At 45.7% G+C, this 17,133-nt stretch carries 18 protein-coding genes; 5 read left to right on the top strand and 13 right to left on the bottom strand.

Going from position 1 to position 17,133, the window contains the following annotated elements; translation table 11 throughout:
* Positions 1-90: 90 nt before the first annotated feature.
* From SPUTW3181_RS18940 to SPUTW3181_RS18925, 4 genes are all read right to left on the bottom strand, one after another.
* The gene (locus SPUTW3181_RS18940; protein ID WP_011790896.1) at positions 91-705 is read right to left on the bottom strand and encodes a DedA family protein; all 615 of its coding nucleotides are present in this window, start codon (positions 703-705) and stop codon (positions 91-93) included.
* 191 nt (positions 706-896) lie between these two features.
* Positions 897-1,817 carry a manganese-dependent inorganic pyrophosphatase gene (locus SPUTW3181_RS18935; protein ID WP_011790895.1) on the bottom strand — a complete coding sequence of 307 codons (921 nt, stop codon included), beginning with the start codon at positions 1,815-1,817 and terminating at the stop codon, positions 897-899.
* Between the two features lie 136 nt (positions 1,818-1,953).
* Entirely contained in the window at positions 1,954-2,415 is a 462-nt protein-coding gene (locus SPUTW3181_RS18930) for a YhcH/YjgK/YiaL family protein (protein ID WP_011790894.1), read from the bottom strand.
* A gap of 135 nt (positions 2,416-2,550) precedes the next feature.
* The gene (locus SPUTW3181_RS18925) at positions 2,551-4,944 is read right to left on the bottom strand and encodes a TonB-dependent receptor plug domain-containing protein (protein ID WP_041408256.1); all 2,394 of its coding nucleotides are present in this window, start codon (positions 4,942-4,944) and stop codon (positions 2,551-2,553) included.
* Between the two features lie 312 nt (positions 4,945-5,256).
* On the opposite strand from SPUTW3181_RS18925, the gene SPUTW3181_RS18920 reads away from it, so the two are divergent.
* The 5 genes from SPUTW3181_RS18920 to SPUTW3181_RS18900 all read left to right on the top strand — a co-directional run bounded on the left by SPUTW3181_RS18920 (position 5,257) and on the right by SPUTW3181_RS18900 (position 9,278).
* On the top strand, positions 5,257-5,832 hold the full coding sequence (locus tag SPUTW3181_RS18920) for an LON peptidase substrate-binding domain-containing protein (RefSeq protein WP_011790892.1): 576 nt from the start codon (positions 5,257-5,259) through the stop codon (positions 5,830-5,832).
* A gap of 53 nt (positions 5,833-5,885) precedes the next feature.
* On the top strand, positions 5,886-6,803 hold the full coding sequence (locus tag SPUTW3181_RS18915) for a pseudouridine synthase (RefSeq protein ID WP_011790891.1): 918 nt from the start codon (positions 5,886-5,888) through the stop codon (positions 6,801-6,803).
* Between the two features lie 114 nt (positions 6,804-6,917).
* Complete coding sequence (locus SPUTW3181_RS18910; RefSeq protein WP_011790890.1) at positions 6,918-8,222, top strand: sensor histidine kinase; 1,305 nt, start codon at positions 6,918-6,920, stop codon at positions 8,220-8,222.
* Complete coding sequence (locus SPUTW3181_RS18905; protein ID WP_011790889.1) at positions 8,219-8,770, top strand: response regulator transcription factor; 552 nt, start codon at positions 8,219-8,221, stop codon at positions 8,768-8,770. Before SPUTW3181_RS18910 ends, SPUTW3181_RS18905 begins: the two co-directional genes overlap by 4 nt.
* A gap of 31 nt (positions 8,771-8,801) precedes the next feature.
* Entirely contained in the window at positions 8,802-9,278 is a 477-nt protein-coding gene (locus SPUTW3181_RS18900) for a hypothetical protein (protein ID WP_011790888.1), read from the top strand.
* Between the two features lie 48 nt (positions 9,279-9,326).
* Here the strand turns inward: SPUTW3181_RS18900 and SPUTW3181_RS18895 are convergent, their stop codons facing one another.
* The 9 genes from SPUTW3181_RS18895 to SPUTW3181_RS18855 form a co-directional block, all read right to left on the bottom strand.
* Entirely contained in the window at positions 9,327-10,034 is a 708-nt protein-coding gene (locus tag SPUTW3181_RS18895) for an SDR family oxidoreductase (RefSeq protein ID WP_011790887.1), read from the bottom strand.
* Between the two features lie 43 nt (positions 10,035-10,077).
* Positions 10,078-11,691 (bottom strand): cryptochrome/photolyase family protein, encoded by a 1,614-nt coding sequence (locus SPUTW3181_RS18890; protein ID WP_011790886.1) that lies wholly within the window; start codon positions 11,689-11,691, stop codon positions 10,078-10,080.
* Positions 11,692-11,958: 267 nt separating this feature from the next.
* A complete protein-coding gene (locus tag SPUTW3181_RS18885; RefSeq protein WP_011790885.1) occupies positions 11,959-12,546 on the bottom strand; it encodes a DMP19 family protein in 588 nt (195 codons plus the stop codon).
* A gap of 98 nt (positions 12,547-12,644) precedes the next feature.
* A complete protein-coding gene (locus tag SPUTW3181_RS18880) occupies positions 12,645-13,031 on the bottom strand; it encodes a gamma-butyrobetaine hydroxylase-like domain-containing protein (RefSeq protein ID WP_011790884.1) in 387 nt (128 codons plus the stop codon).
* 206 nt (positions 13,032-13,237) lie between these two features.
* The gene (hslU, locus tag SPUTW3181_RS18875) at positions 13,238-14,566 is read right to left on the bottom strand and encodes an HslU--HslV peptidase ATPase subunit (protein ID WP_011790883.1); all 1,329 of its coding nucleotides are present in this window, start codon (positions 14,564-14,566) and stop codon (positions 13,238-13,240) included.
* Between the two features lie 19 nt (positions 14,567-14,585).
* Positions 14,586-15,110 carry an ATP-dependent protease subunit HslV gene (gene hslV / locus SPUTW3181_RS18870; RefSeq protein WP_011918556.1) on the bottom strand — a complete coding sequence of 175 codons (525 nt, stop codon included), beginning with the start codon at positions 15,108-15,110 and terminating at the stop codon, positions 14,586-14,588.
* Positions 15,111-15,260: 150 nt separating this feature from the next.
* Positions 15,261-15,839: a type II secretion system protein gene (locus SPUTW3181_RS18865; RefSeq protein WP_011790881.1), complete on the bottom strand. Its 579-nt coding sequence runs from the start codon at positions 15,837-15,839 to the stop codon at positions 15,261-15,263.
* A gap of 165 nt (positions 15,840-16,004) precedes the next feature.
* Positions 16,005-16,556, bottom strand: a complete 552-nt coding sequence (locus SPUTW3181_RS18860; protein ID WP_011790880.1) for a dihydrofolate reductase family protein — start codon at positions 16,554-16,556, stop codon at positions 16,005-16,007.
* A gap of 10 nt (positions 16,557-16,566) precedes the next feature.
* Positions 16,567-16,848, bottom strand: a complete 282-nt coding sequence (locus SPUTW3181_RS18855; RefSeq protein ID WP_011790879.1) for a hypothetical protein — start codon at positions 16,846-16,848, stop codon at positions 16,567-16,569.
* Positions 16,849-17,133: the final 285 nt, after the last annotated feature.

Raw genomic sequence — 17,133 nt, 5'->3', positions numbered from 1 at the left:
CAGGTCGAAAATGGGTTTAACCTTGAAATGAACCTGTAGTTATCATGCCAGTTTATTCTAGTGTTCAGGTAAACATTTATCATAAACAGGTTATTGTGGATTTTTGGTCTGCCACTTTCGCCAAGTAAGCAGGATAAGTACGGCAAGTATCAAGCTGACACCTGCCCATGTTGGATATTTATGCTGGTGGTAGAATGCCAATATTGGTGTTATCTCATCACGGATAATGGCGGGGCCAAGACCAAATATACTTACCCAAATACCGGTGGCAAGACAGTTACCTACTACAAACTGTTTCAGCGGCATTTTTGCCAGTCCGCAGCCGATAAACATGAATTGTTTTAAGCCTTCGATAAAACGACTCAGGATTAATGCTGCTATACCATATTGACCGATAACGCTGTGGATCTTGTCTTCTAATTGTGGTTTTATCCAGCCTTTGTTCAGTAACACCTCCCCGAAGCGCCAACCGATATAATACCCAAAGCTATTCCCGCAAAGTGCACCACAAGCGGCCACCATCAAAACAGCAGATAATGACATTTGACCTGTAGCGGCTAATAAACTGGCGACGATTAATAGGGATTGCCCCGGAGCAGGAATGCCAAATCCTTCGACCGCGATAGCGATAAACAGTAAGACATAACCATATTCTTGTAGCCATGGCGTGAGCTCACTCATGATATGTTGTAATGCATCAGGCATAGGGAAAAGGTTTAATATTAACTTGGAATATGTAGCATCATACAAGTGAAGCGCTAAGACTGAATAGGTTTATGAGCAAAGTTTCATGCTTGCTATATCTGATTGTGCACAAGGGGTTTAGCAGTAAATATCTGATTGGTTGAAATACAAAAGGCCGAACTCAGTTCGGCCTTTTGTATCGCGCATCGCGATTAAGCGAATGCAGCTTGTAGTTGCGGCACAACTTGCTTCTTACGGCTCAATACGCCGTCTAACCATACTTTGCCATCAACTGGGGTTTTGCCATAAGCGCGGTTAACCAGATCGGCATCGTCAGAAACCACTAACAACTCAGAGCCTTCTTTCATAATATCGGTCAGCAGTAACAATACGCTGTGACGGTTGCCTTCAACTTTCAGTGCTTTGATATCGGCTTCCAGTTCAGCTTTGATTGCATCAAATACAGACAGATCGATGACTTCTAGCTGGCCGATACCGACTAAGTGACCATTCATGTTGAAGTCTTTAAAGTCGCGCATAACGAGATCGCGTGCAGGCGTGCCTTCAACGGCAGATTTTACTTTGAACATTTCCATGCCCAGTGCTTTAAAATCTTCAATGCCCGCAATTTCAGCTAAGGCTTCAACGCAGCGAATGTCCGCTGTGGTGCAAGTGGGTGATTTAAAAATCACTGTGTCGCTCAAAATGGCGCACATCATAATGCCAGCAATGTTTTTAGGAATGGCGACTTGGTAGAAGTCATACATCATCTTGATTACTGTGTTGCTGCAACCGACTGGGCGGATCCAACATTCTAATGGAGTATCTGTTGTCAGATCGCCTAATTTGTGATGATCAACGATACCGACAATTGTCGCCTTAGCGATATCGTCTGGTGCTTGAGTCAGTTCAGAGTGGTCAACAATATAGACTTGCTCGCCTGCATAGCTGGTTTTGTATTCTGGCGCTTCAAAGCCGAAACGCTCTAAAATAAAAGCCGTTTCTGGCGATAACTCACCTAAACGTGCGGCAACGGCTTCTTCACCAATTTGGTTTTTTAAATAAGCTAAGGCGATAGCACCGCAGATTGAATCAGAATCGGGAATTTTGTGACCGACAACGTAAATGGGCATTTCAGGGACTCTCCTTTAAATTTGTGACAATTTTAGCAATATTTGGCCTTAATCGGAAATAGCCAAAGCGCATATCACTCTGGCTTTAAGCTGCTATTACGCTAAAAGATATTGAACTTGAATTGGGGCAATAGGCTTACACTTTGACTTTTATCACGACCTTGCGTACTGCGGTCGCAGGATGCCCTGTACCGGGCATATGTATGTCGCCAGGGAAAAATAGCGCAAACATGCCCGCTTTGAGTTTGATATAAGAGGCATTTTCTTTATTTGACTCGTAATCAAATCCCGCATAATCATGTTTTTCAAAATAGGGTTTTGAGGGAGCCTGATCGACTAAAGGCAAGTAACCAAACTCTTCTTCTCCGCTGAAAACATATTGCACGTCGATATATTTTTGGTGCACTTCAAAGGATTCAGTTGATTGATGTTTTGTGTGGTAGTCGTTAACTATCACAAAAATATCATCTCCATCGAGAGGGTAATTTCCCACAGGTAGCTGACTAAAGTCAGTCGTTGCTAAATGCTCCAGCGCACTCGCAATACGGGGATTTAGGGTTTGATAAATATGACGGTTAGCTAAAGTATCAACGATCATCTGTTACTCGATATGGCAGAAGGGAAATGGATAAATTATGGCTGATTATAATCAGATCCCTTTGGTTTAGACATCAAGTTTAAAGATAAAACAACAGGCCATGGAATGGCCTGTTGTTATGAAACGATGAACTCATTAGTAAGTGTATTTGGCTTCTAAGAAGTAGTAGCCACCATTAAAGCCAAAGGGGGTATTGGTTAATGGGTAGACGAAGATACCATTGAAGTTATTGTTATCTGGTCGTTTTTCTGGATACACATCAAACAAGTTTTGCACCCCAGCGGTAAAGCTTAGCGCATCAGTGGCGGCGTATCTTACCGACAGATCCATTACCCATTGATCGCTATAGTTTACATCGCCCGTTGAATAACCTTCACTATAGTCACCAAAGTAGTTTAAGCGAACATTGGTTTTAAAGTCCCCTAACTCATGGGTTAGCCCAATACTGCCCGTGTTATGCGGCGTAGCAGACGTCATGCGGGTTCTTTCTATACCATCAAAGAGTTTCTTTTCTAATCCGCCTAAAATAGACGGCAGATTGATGTCTTGGATCTCGGTTTTATTATAGGCATAGGCTAAATTCGCCCGTAAATCGCCCCAAGTGCCAATATCAATATCTTGGCTAACAACGAGATCGACCCCGCGAGTGCGGCTATCGATGGCATTGACGAAAAATCGTGCTGAATCGGCATTGGTGCCCGCAAGTGCCGCTGCAACCGCAGGGCTATCAGTCGCTCTTAGGGAGCCAGATAAGATGATGCGATCATCAATCTCGATTTGGTAAGTGTCGAGTGTTACCGCGAGGCCAGAGTCATTGGTATAAACAAGACCGAGACTAAATGATTGCGATATTTCAGGTTCTAGTTCGTTAATTCCAAGCGCCTTTGTCACTGGTGATAAGGTGTTGAAGGTGCCTGATTCAACTGGAACTAGCTGGCCTGTCACAGGATCGGGATTAAATAGGGTTGATATGTTGCTGAAGTACAGTTGTTGTACGCTTGGCGCTCTAAAGCCTGTATTGATAGTGCCACGCAGGGCTAAGTTGTCGGTAAAATCATAACGACCCGCTAACTTCCAGCTTGTATTGCCACCAAAGTCAGAATAGTTTTCGTAGCGCAGCGCCGCAGCCCAATAAAACTCGTTGGTTAGCTGGTTTTCAAGTTCGGCATAAATGCCTGTATTATCGCGTGTTTCATTGACCTCGGACTCAGGGGTAAAACCGGTGAAACCTTGGCTACCGGGTGCTTTACCATTGTAGCCACCATTGATATAGGAGCCTTCTTCTCCGGCTTCAATTTCATAACCGTTTTGACGCCATGAAATCCCCGTCGCAAACAGAATTTCAGAATCGTTCACAAAGGCAAAATAGCGAGAAATATCTAAATTGATATTGGTTTCACGGGTAGCCAATGTTCCAGCATCGAATTCAGTAGGACTTTCAGGACCTAATGAAGCATTTAACGTATTGACGATATTATAGTTGAATGAGTTTTTACCATATCCCACAGAGGTATCAATATCCCAATCACTTAGATTGAATTCATAGCCTAGGGTAAGAGAAGAATCGATAATTTTGGGGTTAATTTGCGGTAAAAAACCGTCGGGATACACTTCGGGTAAGTTACGGGCATCGAGAGCTAAACGGTAAAAGGCCCCTGATTTAGTCTCACGTTGACTGATGCCGCCAAAGGCATACAGTTTTCCATCAGTAGAGATAGGCTGAGCCGCATTGATAAATAAACCGACATTATCATATTCGGCATCACCAACCTGGTGGCTCTTACGGTTAAATGTCGCTTCGCGCGGATCGTCAGAACCATCTGCTAGTTTAGGGTATTGCTGCCGTGGATCGAGTCCTGCGCGGTTTGTGCTGTCTTTGTGATGCGCTTCTAGGGCGACATTCACAAAGCCATCATTGCTTAAACTGATACCATGGTTAACACCTACACGCCATTGCTCACCGTCACCTTGGTAGGTTTGTCCGGCTTGCGCCGAGATGCTACCTCCTTGATCGCTGTCCTTGAGTACCACGTTAATCACGCCCGCAATTGCATCCGAGCCGTATTGCGCTGAGGCTCCATCTCGGAGAATTTCAATGCGTTTTATCGCTGTCATTGGAATCGCGTTTAAATCGACGTTAGACGAGCCTTTTCCCATGGTGCCACTTAAATGTACTAGGGCAGAACCATGGCGACGCTTGCCATTTACGAGCACTAAGGTGTGGTCTGGCGACAGGCCACGTAAGCTGGCGGGGCGAACCGCATCTGAACCGTCAGTCACCGAGGAGAATGGAAAGCTATAGCTTGGCGCCGCAAATTGCAGCGCTTTTGCGGTTTCCGTCATACCTGTTGATTCGAGTTGTTCGGCTGTGATGATATCGACAGGGGCAACACTGTCGGTTGCCGTGCGCAAGGCAATACGTGAGCCGATAACTTCAATTTTTTCTACGGCAGCGTGTTGTGAATCTGCTTGTGCGGCAGACATAGTCAATGTAGATGATACTGCTAATGCGATAACGGCTAGACGCATACAACCTCTCAATAATGTATATATAAAACAACAATTAGACCGAACGAAGGTTAACACCATAACAATTGTTACATTTAGACGGATATGTACTAACTCAGAGCGGACTGTTCTAAATCGATATAAATGAATATGTTGTCGGGAGTCATCATTAAGACACTTTTAAAAAGTGGAGGTGTTTCTGGTTACACAAATCAGGTGGATGCTTTTTTACTTGCTTAGGAAGGAAATTATTTCTACTGCTACACTCTAAGTTAATAGGGAATGTAGGTGAGTTACTGATCATTTCCTTTTATTTCAGGGCGGGAGGTTGCTATGCAAACACGAGAAATGGCGTTAATCATACGCGATGCCTTGTTACTGCCACAGGGAAGGATTGAAGTTAGAGTGGTGGAGCCCGGTTATTTGCGAATGGTGGCAGATGTGCTTAAAGGGAAATATGATTTAGCCTTTGCTGCGGCAAATCCACGTGGAAATCCGCCCTGTTATCCCACTGCGACTCAGTGCAATATTATTGATTTTAATCAGTTAGAGGATGATTCTCTTAGCATTGTGCTCGAAGGGCGACAAAGGGTAAATATACTCTCAGCGGCGCAGGCTAAAGATAAAGTCTGGATGTCGCGTACCTTACCTTGTCGTAATTGGCGGCATGAGCCAATCAAAGGTGAGTTTGAATTAATTAGCGCCGCTCTAGAGCAATTCTATGAGGTTAACCCTGCGCTCTTGGAGCTTTATGCCCAAGTGCATTTAGAAGATGCGGCTTGGGTCAGCCAGCGTTGGCTTGAGGTTTTACCTATGTATAACAAAGATAAATTAGTGTTGGTCAATCAACCCGATTGCCATAAGACACTGGATTTTGTATTACAACTGATCAAGTCGCATGTAGACTGAAAAAGCCTATAAACGCTAGAATAGCGGCTTCTCAATAGCCGCTTTTTTTCGATATGACCTTAACTGTCCGCGCCGCTCAACCTTCCTATGTAGTACTGCCCCGGAATATTACCGATACGCCGACAGTATTTGCGTTTCTTTCGACACACTTTGCGCGTATCGGTGAAGAAGTTTGGCGTGAGCGTATTCTCGATGGCAAAGTGCATTGGCAGGATGGCAGTTTGATCGCGCTAGATACGCTTTACCGTCCAATGGCGAGGGTATATTACTATCGCGAAGTACCTGTTGAGACAAAAGTCCCCTTTGAAGAACAGATTCTATTTCAAGACGATAACCTTATCTTGGCCTATAAACCGCATTTTTTGCCTGTAACGCCTAGTGGTAATTATGTGAATGAGTGTTTAGTACATCGATTGAGGCTGCGAACGGGCATCGAGACCATTGCTCCGGCCCATAGATTAGACCGTGAAACCGCAGGAGTGATTTTGATGACAATTCAGCCTGAAACACGTCATCTTTATCATCAACTTTTTGTCGATAATGCCATTTGTAAGGATTATCAGGCCATTGCAAAACTCACACCTGGAATTATTGAGCAATACCAAAAAGGCCATTTAACTTTGCCACTGCATTGGACGGTAAAAAATCGTATGCAGCCAGGTGATCCGAGTTTCACGATGCAAGTGGTTGAAGGTGAAGCGAATAGCCATTCTGAAATCAGTTTGGTGGCGATAAAAGACGACTTAGGATTATTCCATTTAAGCCCGATTACGGGAAAAACGCATCAACTAAGAGTGCATATGTTAAGTCTAGGTATGCCATTGTTAAACGACAGATTTTATCCAAAATTACAGCCCAAAGGTCCAGATAATTTTGCTACACCGTTAAAGTTAATGGCCCAACGTTTGCGGTTTGTGGATCCTGTGAGCGGTATTCACCACGATGCTCAGTGCAATGGGTTTGAGTTTTAAAACCCACTCGTCAAGATAGACTTAAAGGTCGAGCAGTATTTAATAAATGCATTGAATATTAAAGGCTTTTTAAATTAAAGTGAATTCACTTAGCGACTGCATATAGGTGTTGCAATGACGAAGATTTTGGGCACAAGTTTACCTGCAGCCGACCAAGTTGCATTGCTACGAACATTAGGTTTGTTATTACAAATGGGTTTAACCACCTTTGCAGCCGACACCTTTGGCCTTAGCTTGCAAATGGAACCTTTAGTGCATGTACTCGTGTTGGAGACACTATATTTGTCACTCACACTCGTATTACGCAAGCCATTGTTTGCAAAAGAAAGTGGATTATTTATTGCGCTGGGGTTAGATACACTATTTTGGATTTCGTGGTTATATTTTTCCGGTGGTGCCACCAATGCCTTTATCTCGCTGTTGTTATTGCCTATCGCCTTGGCCGCTGTCACATTACCAATTTGGGCACCTTGGAGCCTGACGGCGATATCGACCCTTGCCTATAGCTTGATGATTTTTACCGTGCCAGAATCGCAAATGCAGCACCACGGTATGGATATGAGTTCCCACTATTTGGGAATGTGGTTTAACTTTGTGATTTCAGCATTAGTGATGACGACCAGTGTCGCGCTGATCACTAAACGTATGCGTCGTCAAGACGCGCAATTGGCCTTTATGCGTGAGGGACAATTGCGTCAGGAGCAATTACTCGCGCTAGGGACGGCGTCAGCTCAAATGGCACATCAATTGGCTACGCCACTCTCAACCTTAAGATTATTGTTAGACGAAGTTAAGGAAGAAGGTCGTGTTGTATCTGCCAGTGTGGGCGAGATGGAAATTGCTCTCGGTCGCTGTGAACATACTCTTACCGAATTGCGGCTAGCCACAGAATCGATTCGTGACCGTCGTCAGCATCCGTTAGCTTTAAATGAGCTTATTGATGGACTTAAACAAAAAACCTCATTGCTTATGCCACATACAGAGCTTAATTGGCAGATTGCCTGTCCCCCTTCGCAGTTGACAGGGCTACACATTTTGACTGATATGAGCCTTGCACCTGCAATCATGGCCTTGATTGAAAATGCTGCCCGCGCCAGTGCTGAAACGCTAGGTGTGGCACAGGTGGATATTAGTGTGGATAGCGAGCCAAATGAAGGGCTGCTTTATGTGCGGATCCGCGACTACGGCGCCGGAATTGCACCATCATTATTGCCTCAACTCGGTACTCTGCTGGTTGAAAGCCCTAAAGGATTAGGGGTTGCACTGTTACTTAGTCATGCCAGCTTAGAAAGGCTAGGCGCACAGTTAGTTCTGGCTAACCACCCGCAGGGCGGAACCGTTGCCCAAATTTGTTTTACGGTTTTAGTTGACCCGAAAACATTAGATAAGACCGCCTTGGTCGATAAGATAACGCCATGAAAAAATTGTTGATTGTTGAGGATGACCACGCCCTTGCGAGTATTTTGGAACGTCGTCTTACGCGCCATGGGTTTAATTGTCGTCTAACCCATGATGCTAGCGATGTACTGCTGGTGGCGCGGGAGTTTCGACCCAGCCATATTCTGTTGGATATGAAGCTTGCTGAAGCCAATGGGTTAAGTTTAATTGTGCCGCTGCGTAATTTACTGCCGAAGGTGATGATGGTCTTGCTCACAGGCTATGCCAGTATCGCAACGGCGGTGGAAGCGATTCGCCTCGGCGCCGATAACTATTTGGCTAAACCTGTCGATACCCAAACACTGCTTGTTGCGCTGGATATAGATACGCAGTCACATTTATTGCAAGAGGATGAAATTGATGACTCGCCGCTTAATCCTAAACGGCTGGAGTGGGAACATATTCAGCAAGTGCTCAATGCGAATCAGGGCAATGTGTCGGCTACCGCCCGCCAGCTTGGTATGCATCGCCGTACTTTGCAGCGTAAGTTATTAAAGAAACCCGTGAGTGAAACCGGGCCGCTAAAGTAAACGAGAATGATCTCAAGGAAGGAGTCGTAGGATGCGTGAGTATGATGGTATTGAGGTGCGTTATCGCAGGCCCGATACCAATTTAGCCAAAAGTTTACAAGTGATTGAAAATCTATTGGGATTTGCGCCAGAACCGCAGCAGTTAGACTTTGATTTATCCTTTTGGGCGGGTGGCGCTGGGGTATTGGATAAACTGGCGATCTCTTGCTTCGTCACGCCCGAGCAGCGGCAAGTTCTACAACAAAAACTGGATTTATATTCTCCCGAAGAGGCTGTTGCACGGGACTATTGGCGTGATGACTTTATCTGGTTAGTCGCCGATGATGAGGTATGCAGTGATATTTTGGCGGCCTCGGCGCAATTTATTAACGACAATAAGGCGCCCTTTCAAGATGAATGCGATACGTTGCAGGCTATCTACTTTGGTTATATGAGCGATGTGAATTGTTGGACGGCGGTATGGGGGCAAGGCAGCCGAATAAACTATGCCTACTTTTGCCAAGGTTAATCGCTGTCAGAGTTAACCTGTGTCAGTGCTAAGCGTTGCCTTATTGCTCTACCAAGGAAGCTCTGCACCATCGTAGGCTAAAAATCTTCCCGTTTGAGCTGGAGTGGCATTGGCAATAATGCTCACTAAACACTGGGCAACGTATTGCGGTGTAAACAATTTATCTTTGGGCACACTCTGCTGAAAAGGTCTGGATAATGACGTATCTGTAGTGCCGGGATGAAGTGATAGCACCACACAGTGTTTCATTGTCCTTTGCCATTCAATCGACAGCGTTTTAAGAAACATATTCAGTGCCGCTTTTGAGGTGCGATAGCTATACCAGCCACCCAATCTGTTATCAGTAATACTGCCGACTTTGGCCGACACCACGGCAAATCTTGCAGACACACTGCGTTTTAACACAGGCTCAAAGTATTTTGCCAGCATGACGCTGGGAAGCGTATTTAACTTTAGATTATGCTGGAAAAAATCCGTATCGAGGGACTGTAAACTTTTTTCAGGCCCGTTATCTTGGGTGTGTAAGATGCCAACACAGTTAATGACCCAATCTAATTTAGCGAGTTGTTCACTTAGCTGTTTAATCTCGGCTTCATTGGTTACATCTAACGCATGCCATTGGATCTTCTCCTGCACATCTTGGGGAGGATGATGCCTGTAGGTGGCATGCACAGCCGCGTCTGGATATGTTTCTTGGATTTGTTTAACCATGGCTTTACCAATGCCACCACTTCCGCCAATGATAAGTATTTCCATAACAAAATTCTCCATGGTCAATGTGCCATTATAAAATGTGCCGCTATAAACGGTTTAGATTGGCAAGATTGTGCTCGGCAGTGGCTAATATGGTGTTTCGGACGGATTCTTCCATCTTGTCCCAAGTCTGGTACAGCATGCCAATCCTTGGGTTTTGCGACAATCGTGCGCGATGTTTATTCATAAAGCGCCAATAAAAGCTATTGAATGGGCAAGCGAGTGCGCCGCTACGTTCTTTTATTTTGTAATGACAACCGCTGCAATAGTCGCTCATTTTATTGATATAACTGCCGCTTGCAGCATAGGGTTTTGTGCCGACAATGCCGCCATCTGCAAATAGTGCCATGCCGCGAGTATTGGGCATTTCGACCCATTCAATCGCATCCACATACACGCCTAAATACCACTCATCTACCTGATTTGGCTCGATTTCGGTTAATAAACAAAAATTGCCGATCACCATTAGGCGCTGAATATGATGGGCATAGGCAAAATCCAATGATTGAGATAACGCATGGCGCAGGCAATTCATTTGAGTCTTGCCATTCCAAAAGTAGTCGGGCAGCTTGCGCGTGGCCTCGAGGGCATTAATGCTGGCGTACTGCGGCATATTCGCCCAATAAATTCCGCGAACGTATTCTCGCCAGCCGAGGATTTGCCGAACAAAACCTTCGACTTGGGCTATCTCGATATGCGGGTTGGCCTGATAATACTCAATCGCCGCATTAATCACTTCTAATGGGTTGATAAGTTTGGCGTTTAAGCTAAAGGACAGCCGACTATGGTACAGGCTCCACTGCGCCGGATGCTGCTGGGTCATCGCATCTTGAAAGCGGCCAAAGGCGGGCAGGCAATACTCGCAAAAATACTTAAGCAACTCGAGGCTTTGCGCGCGGTTTATCGGCCAGAGTAAATGCATATCCGCCTTTCCCATGGTGTTAATGCCATGGCGTTTAAGGCGCTCGAGAATATCTTCTACATTGTGGCCAAACATCAAGGGTGTTGGTAATGATTTCAGATCTTGGGATTTAAGCTTTTGCCTATTGCTCGCATCAAAATTCCATTGCCCACCAACAGGCTTGCCATCCTCTATTAAGATATTGAATCTTTTGCGCATTCGCCGATAAAAATGCTCCATCATTCTGTGCTGCCCTTGGGGGAACTCCCTATCAATCTCGGCAAAGGGTAATAAAAAGTGCTCAGTATCGACGCAGTTCACCGTTATATTGGCAAACTTAAGTTGGCTTAACTGGGCTAACAGTCGATATTCGTCAGGCCGTTGATATTCAAACTTAATTGCACCTGTTTCGGCGATATAGTGTTGGAGTAAGGCATTCAGATCGGCAAAGTTTTGGGTATCGTCGAGGGTGAGGTAACGCACCTGATGCCCGTCCGCGCAAAGCTTGCTGGCGAATTGTGTCATAGCACTGAAAAAGGCACAGATCTTTTGCACATGGTGCGTCACATAGGTGTTTTCTTGATGCAATTCTGCGATTAAATACAGTACCTTGGGATCGACCTGCTTATACCAAGTATGCTGCGCATTAAGCTGATCGCCTAAAATTAACCTGACCGAATGGAAGTGCTTTAATTGCTGCTGTAATTGCTGCCGTAATTGCTGCCGTAATTGCTGCCGTAATTGCTGCCGTAATTGCATTAGGTGGGCTCTGGTGAATGATCTTTGCAATTGGGGATACGATGATATGGGTGGTTGGGATCAATCTGAAGGTGGCTTTACAGGGGAGGTTTTATCGCTGTGATTTGGGATTGGGCAAGGAGGATAGGACGAGCAGTCCTCCTTGGTCGACTCTTTATAAAAAATCAGGGGGTGAAGCCCCACGACTTTAAACAAAAAATACTACTGATAGTTTCAGTTAAAGTATCGCTTAATTACTTGCTTAAAGTTCTCGCTATAAACCCGTAATCATTCGATGGCGTTAACCAACCCAGTTTGTCGCGCATAGCTCTCTAGCTTGATATCAAGATTATCCAAGTCTTTATAAAACTCATCATCGAGTTGATTGAGTCGTGCTTCGGCTATTGGATTATCAGTTGCGGCCAGACGCTGGTCTCTATTGGTGGGGACTGGATGGTCGCCAAATACCGCCTGTTTGGCTTGTTGTAATAGAGCTAACGAGTGCAAAGCGCCTATTTGCTGAAGGCCGCGCTCGGCAACTTCATAATACTCGCCCGATGAGTTATCGAAATATTGGATGAAGCCGCCGTTATAGACTTCGCCAGAGAGGCAATTGACTACGTAATAGTATTGCGCTGCTTCGCTTAGTGTGTGAAAACCCTGCTTATCGTCGTGCACCCTCACCACAATATCTCGCCACAGTGCTCTAAAAGGGCAAGTTTTATCTAATTCCCGCTCCTGCTGGTAATAGGCTTTTGCCTGCTCGATATTTTCACGATTACCATTTTTACAGGGCATACATAAGCCCGCGTTTCGCTCGGCGGTGCTGGGCATGATTAAGGTTTGGCAGGCTGTGCAGGGGACTTTTTCCGACATTATCTTTCCTTAGATGCCATAGTCAGTAAGGTTTTGGTGTTATGGCCCAAGGAGAAAACAGAGCAATCTCCTTGGGCAATACTAGGCTATTCAACCGATTAGTTGTACTTAATATTCATCGAGATCAGCGGTTCGCGCGAGGCTTTTTCAGCGCGTAGGCGAGCTAAGTATTTTTCCCATAACTCCACTTGGTGGGTGGCGAGATCGTAGAGTACTTTCCACGAGAATAGGCCGGTATCGTGGCCATCATCGAAGACGATTTTTACCGCATAGTTGCCAACCGGTTCGATGCTGGTGATATTGACGTTTTTCTTATGGGTGACCAGCTTTGGGTTGCCGTGACCATGCACTTCGGCAGAGGGCGAGTAGACTCTGAGCATCTCGCAGCTAAGTTGATATTGCTCTCCATTATCGAAACTGATTTCTAGAATGCGCGATTTACGTTTCAGTTTAAGATCAATGACATTGGGGCTTGCTGTGGTCATAGGTTGGTTACCAGAAAATGCTAGGGATAAGATAAGGACTCATTAAAATAACGCCTGATTAATGTAACCGCTTGCCGCCAAGGATACAAAGGGTAAGCCAGAGCTGTCTATCTCTGGGAGGAGGCTTTTTCGTTTAAGTCACACTTTTGCTTTTGAGTTGTCGTTCATCGCCAAGTTGTTTGGGCTTGGCGATGAGCGGGGGCGCACTAGAGAATAAAGCGGCTTAAGTCTTCGTCCTGCACCAGATTATCTAAGTGGGCACTCACATAATCGGCATCAATCACAAAGGCGCTGCCAGACTTGTCGGAAGCCTCATAAGAAATATCTTCCATTAGCTTTTCCATCACAGTATGCAGACGACGGGCGCCGATATTTTCGGTGCGCTCGTTTACTTGCCATGCGGCTTTGGCAATGCTTTCAATGCCCGATTCGGTAAACTCGACCTTAACGCCTTCTGTCCCCATGAGTGCCACATATTGCTCGGTGAGCGAGGCGTGTGGCTCGGTCAAAATGCGTTTAAAATCATCGGCCGATAGCGCATCTAACTCAACGCGGATCGGCAGACGTCCCTGTAACTCAGGGATTAAATCCGAGGGTTTTGCCATCTGGAACGCGCCAGAGGCGATAAACAGAATATGGTCTGTTTTTACCATGCCGTGTTTAGTGGTCACAGTGCAGCCTTCAACCAGCGGCAGCAGGTCACGTTGCACACCTTCGCGTGAAACATCTGGCCCTGAGGTTTCGCCGCGCTTACAGATTTTATCGATTTCATCGAGGAACACTATGCCGTGTTGCTCAACCATTTCAATGGCTTGCTCTTTTAAATCCTCTTGATTCACCAACTTAGCGGCTTCTTCCTCGATCAATAGCTTAAAGGCTTCTTTGATCTTCATCTTGCGACGTTTTGCTGGTGCTTGGCCCATGTTTTTAAACAGGCTTTGCAGTTGGTTTGTCATTTCTTCCATGCCCGGTGGCGACATGATTTCAATACCAATCTGCGGCTGCGCCACATCGATATCGATTTCCTTATCATCCAATTGACCTTCGCGTAGTTTCTTGCGGAAGATTTGGCGGGTGTTTGAACCCGTGTCGGTGTCTGTGCTTTCCCAGTCATTTTTCGGCTTAGGCAGCAGGGCGTCGAGAATGCGTTCTTCGGCATGTTCTTCAGCGAGCTGACGGCACTTGCCCATTTGTTGTTCACGGGTCAGTTTGATGGCGATATCGGTCAAATCACGGATGATTTGCTCGACTTCTTTACCGACATAACCCACTTCGGTGAACTTAGTGGCTTCGACCTTAATAAAAGGCGCATTCGCGAGTTTGGCTAAACGGCGGGCTATTTCGGTTTTACCCACACCTGTTGGGCCAATCATCAGAATATTTTTGGGGGTGACTTCTTGACGGAAGTCGGCATCTAGTTGCATGCGGCGCCAGCGGTTACGCAGGGCTACGGCAACGGAGCGTTTGGCTTTTTTCTGGCCGATAATGTGTGCATCCAGCTCGTGGACAATCTCACGGGGGGTCATTTCAGACATAATATTCCTCACGGGCTGTTTAGTAATTGAGTTCTTCAATCGTTTTGAATTGATTGGTAAACACGCAAATATCGCCGGCAATAGTTAAGGACTTTTCTGCGATTTCGAGTGCCGATAATTCGGTGTTTTGCAACAGTGCCAGCGCCGCCGCTTGGGCATAATTACCACCCGAGCCAATGGCGACTAAGTCATACTCTGGCTGTACCACATCGCCGTTGCCTGTGATGATAAGCGACGCTTCCGCATCGGCCACGACGAGCATAGCTTCGAGTTTGCGCAGCATGCGATCGGTTCGCCAATCTTTGGCCAGTTCGACGGCCGAGCGCAGTAAATGGCCTTGGTGCATTTCGAGTTTGGCCTCAAAACGCTCAAATAGGGTAAAGGCGTCAGCGGTGCCGCCAGCAAAACCGGCTAATACCTTGTTGTGATATAAGCGACGCACTTTCTTGGCGTTACCTTTCATCACGGTATTGCCTAGGGAGACTTGTCCATCGCCGGCGATGACAACTTGATTATTACGGCGTACTGATACGATAGTGGTCACTTTTGAATCCTCTTCTCTGGCCCGCCATGACAAATCATGCGGTGGATAATGGAGTAGATATGGGGATAGATGACAATAATTCAAGTTGTAGTAAGAAAAGCCAAAGGAGTTTGCGATCTTTGGCATTCTTTTCGCGGGGAAAATAGGCGGTTACTGGGAAAGAGTGGATCGGCCCACTTCAGTGTAGCCACTAAGGGGATAGTATTTGAGTTCCCAATTTTCACTGCCTAAACGACGATCATCTGAGACATAATTGAAATAGCAAAAGGTATTTGGATTAGTTATTGGGCCGCCACTGTACCAATAAACAATGTCAGTGTTGGGCACTTGCTGCCAGTCGAAGTGATTAGCCAGGACAAATTCATTGTTTCCAATTAGGTTGTGCCATAGCTCACCGCAAAACTCGCCCTGTAATTGGGTTCCTGCATTACTGCTACTTGCCGTGTTGATACCGAGTGGAAATCCAGTGGAGGTTGAATCTATTTTTCCATCACCATAACAGGCGAGATCTTGGATATAACCAGAGTGACCGCCCGCAAGCCAGCAACTGTGATAAAGCTTAACACCAGAGGTAAAGGCCGCAAATGCGGTTTTGGCTCTGGCATCGTGAGCATCTTGGCCTAGGTTTAAAAACCGTGGTGCTGCGACGACGGCCAAGATCCCAAGGATGATAATGACCACAACCAGCTCAATTAACGTAAAGCCCTTCGAGGACTGCAAACGACTCATATTGCTCACCTATCTGTTAGAGGACAATATTCTAACGGAACTTTGATTTGCAATCAGTAAGTCATTGATAATATTTAGTTGTTTAACATTATTGTTACATGAGACTGCTGTAAGATGGCAAGCCAGAACTTTACCCTTCAATGCCATCTGCCGAATGTAAACGGCTTATAAAGCCGTGTTGTCTATAACACGATAGCGGGTTTGTACGTAGCCATTGTCATATTGCTGGGTGTGGATTGGCATTAATGGTATGGCTTGGGGTACGTCACTAAAGAGCGGAATACCTTTACCCAGTAAAGTGGGGATGCGAGTGAGCGTGAGTTCCTGAATTAGCCCTGCCGCTAAAAAGCCTTGGATTGTTTGGCCGCCATCGATATAGAGATGTTTGAAGCCACGCTCTCTGAGTTGTTTGCTAATATTTGCCGCATTGCCATTAAGCACTTGTACGTGCTCACTTAACGCCGACGGTACTGTTATGCCGCTGCGACTTAATACAAACACTGGGATATTCATATAGGGCCAATCACAATCGAAGGAGAGGACTTTTTCAAAGCTTTTTCGTCCCATTACAATCGCATCGATAGTGTCGATAAAGGCATGATAACCAAAGTCTTCATCGGGATTAGTACTGGGGTGCTGATTTAAAAAGTCGATATCCCCATCGGGCGTCGCGATATAACCGTCGAGGGTCGCGGCAATAAAAACAGAAGCTTTCATTTATTCTTCCTTAATGCGATTTCCGTGCGTGTTTCTCTAATGATTCTTTCAGTGCTTGTTGCTGAGCGAGGCAGTCTTGTTTTGCTTTGCCGGACATATCGTTACACGTTTGACTTTTATCTGGGCCTTCTAATATGGCGGCAGCAACATAAACCGCGGCGTCTGCGGCATTGCATTCTTGTGTGCTGTAAGGCGAGTTTGCATCGCATTTCGCATTTAATGGCCCAACACAGCCGCCAATAGAGGTTAATAAAAATAGACTAAAAATGATGAATATGAAGGATTTGAACATAGGCTGCCATGGGTCTTATCATTTGAAATGGCCGTCAATTATATAACCCGTCCGCAGTGTGAGCCCAGTGCTGAATTATTCCATTCTATTGTGGGTGTTTTTCTGAGGTAAAGAAACTCGAAAATCAAACATATAAAAAAATCCCCGAGGGCACTGGCAGGCTCTCGGGGTGAAGGTTCAAAAGCAGTGGATTTCTTGAGCGCCAGCAGGGCACAGAGGAAAGAACCTATTGCGAGAGTGTGCGCTTTGATACGATTTTTAACAAAGCCAAATGCACAAACTGCG

Source organism: Shewanella sp. W3-18-1 (assembly GCF_000015185.1).
GTDB lineage: Bacteria > Pseudomonadota > Gammaproteobacteria > Enterobacterales > Shewanellaceae > Shewanella > Shewanella putrefaciens.
This window is presented reverse-complemented; position numbering and strand designations above follow the sequence as displayed.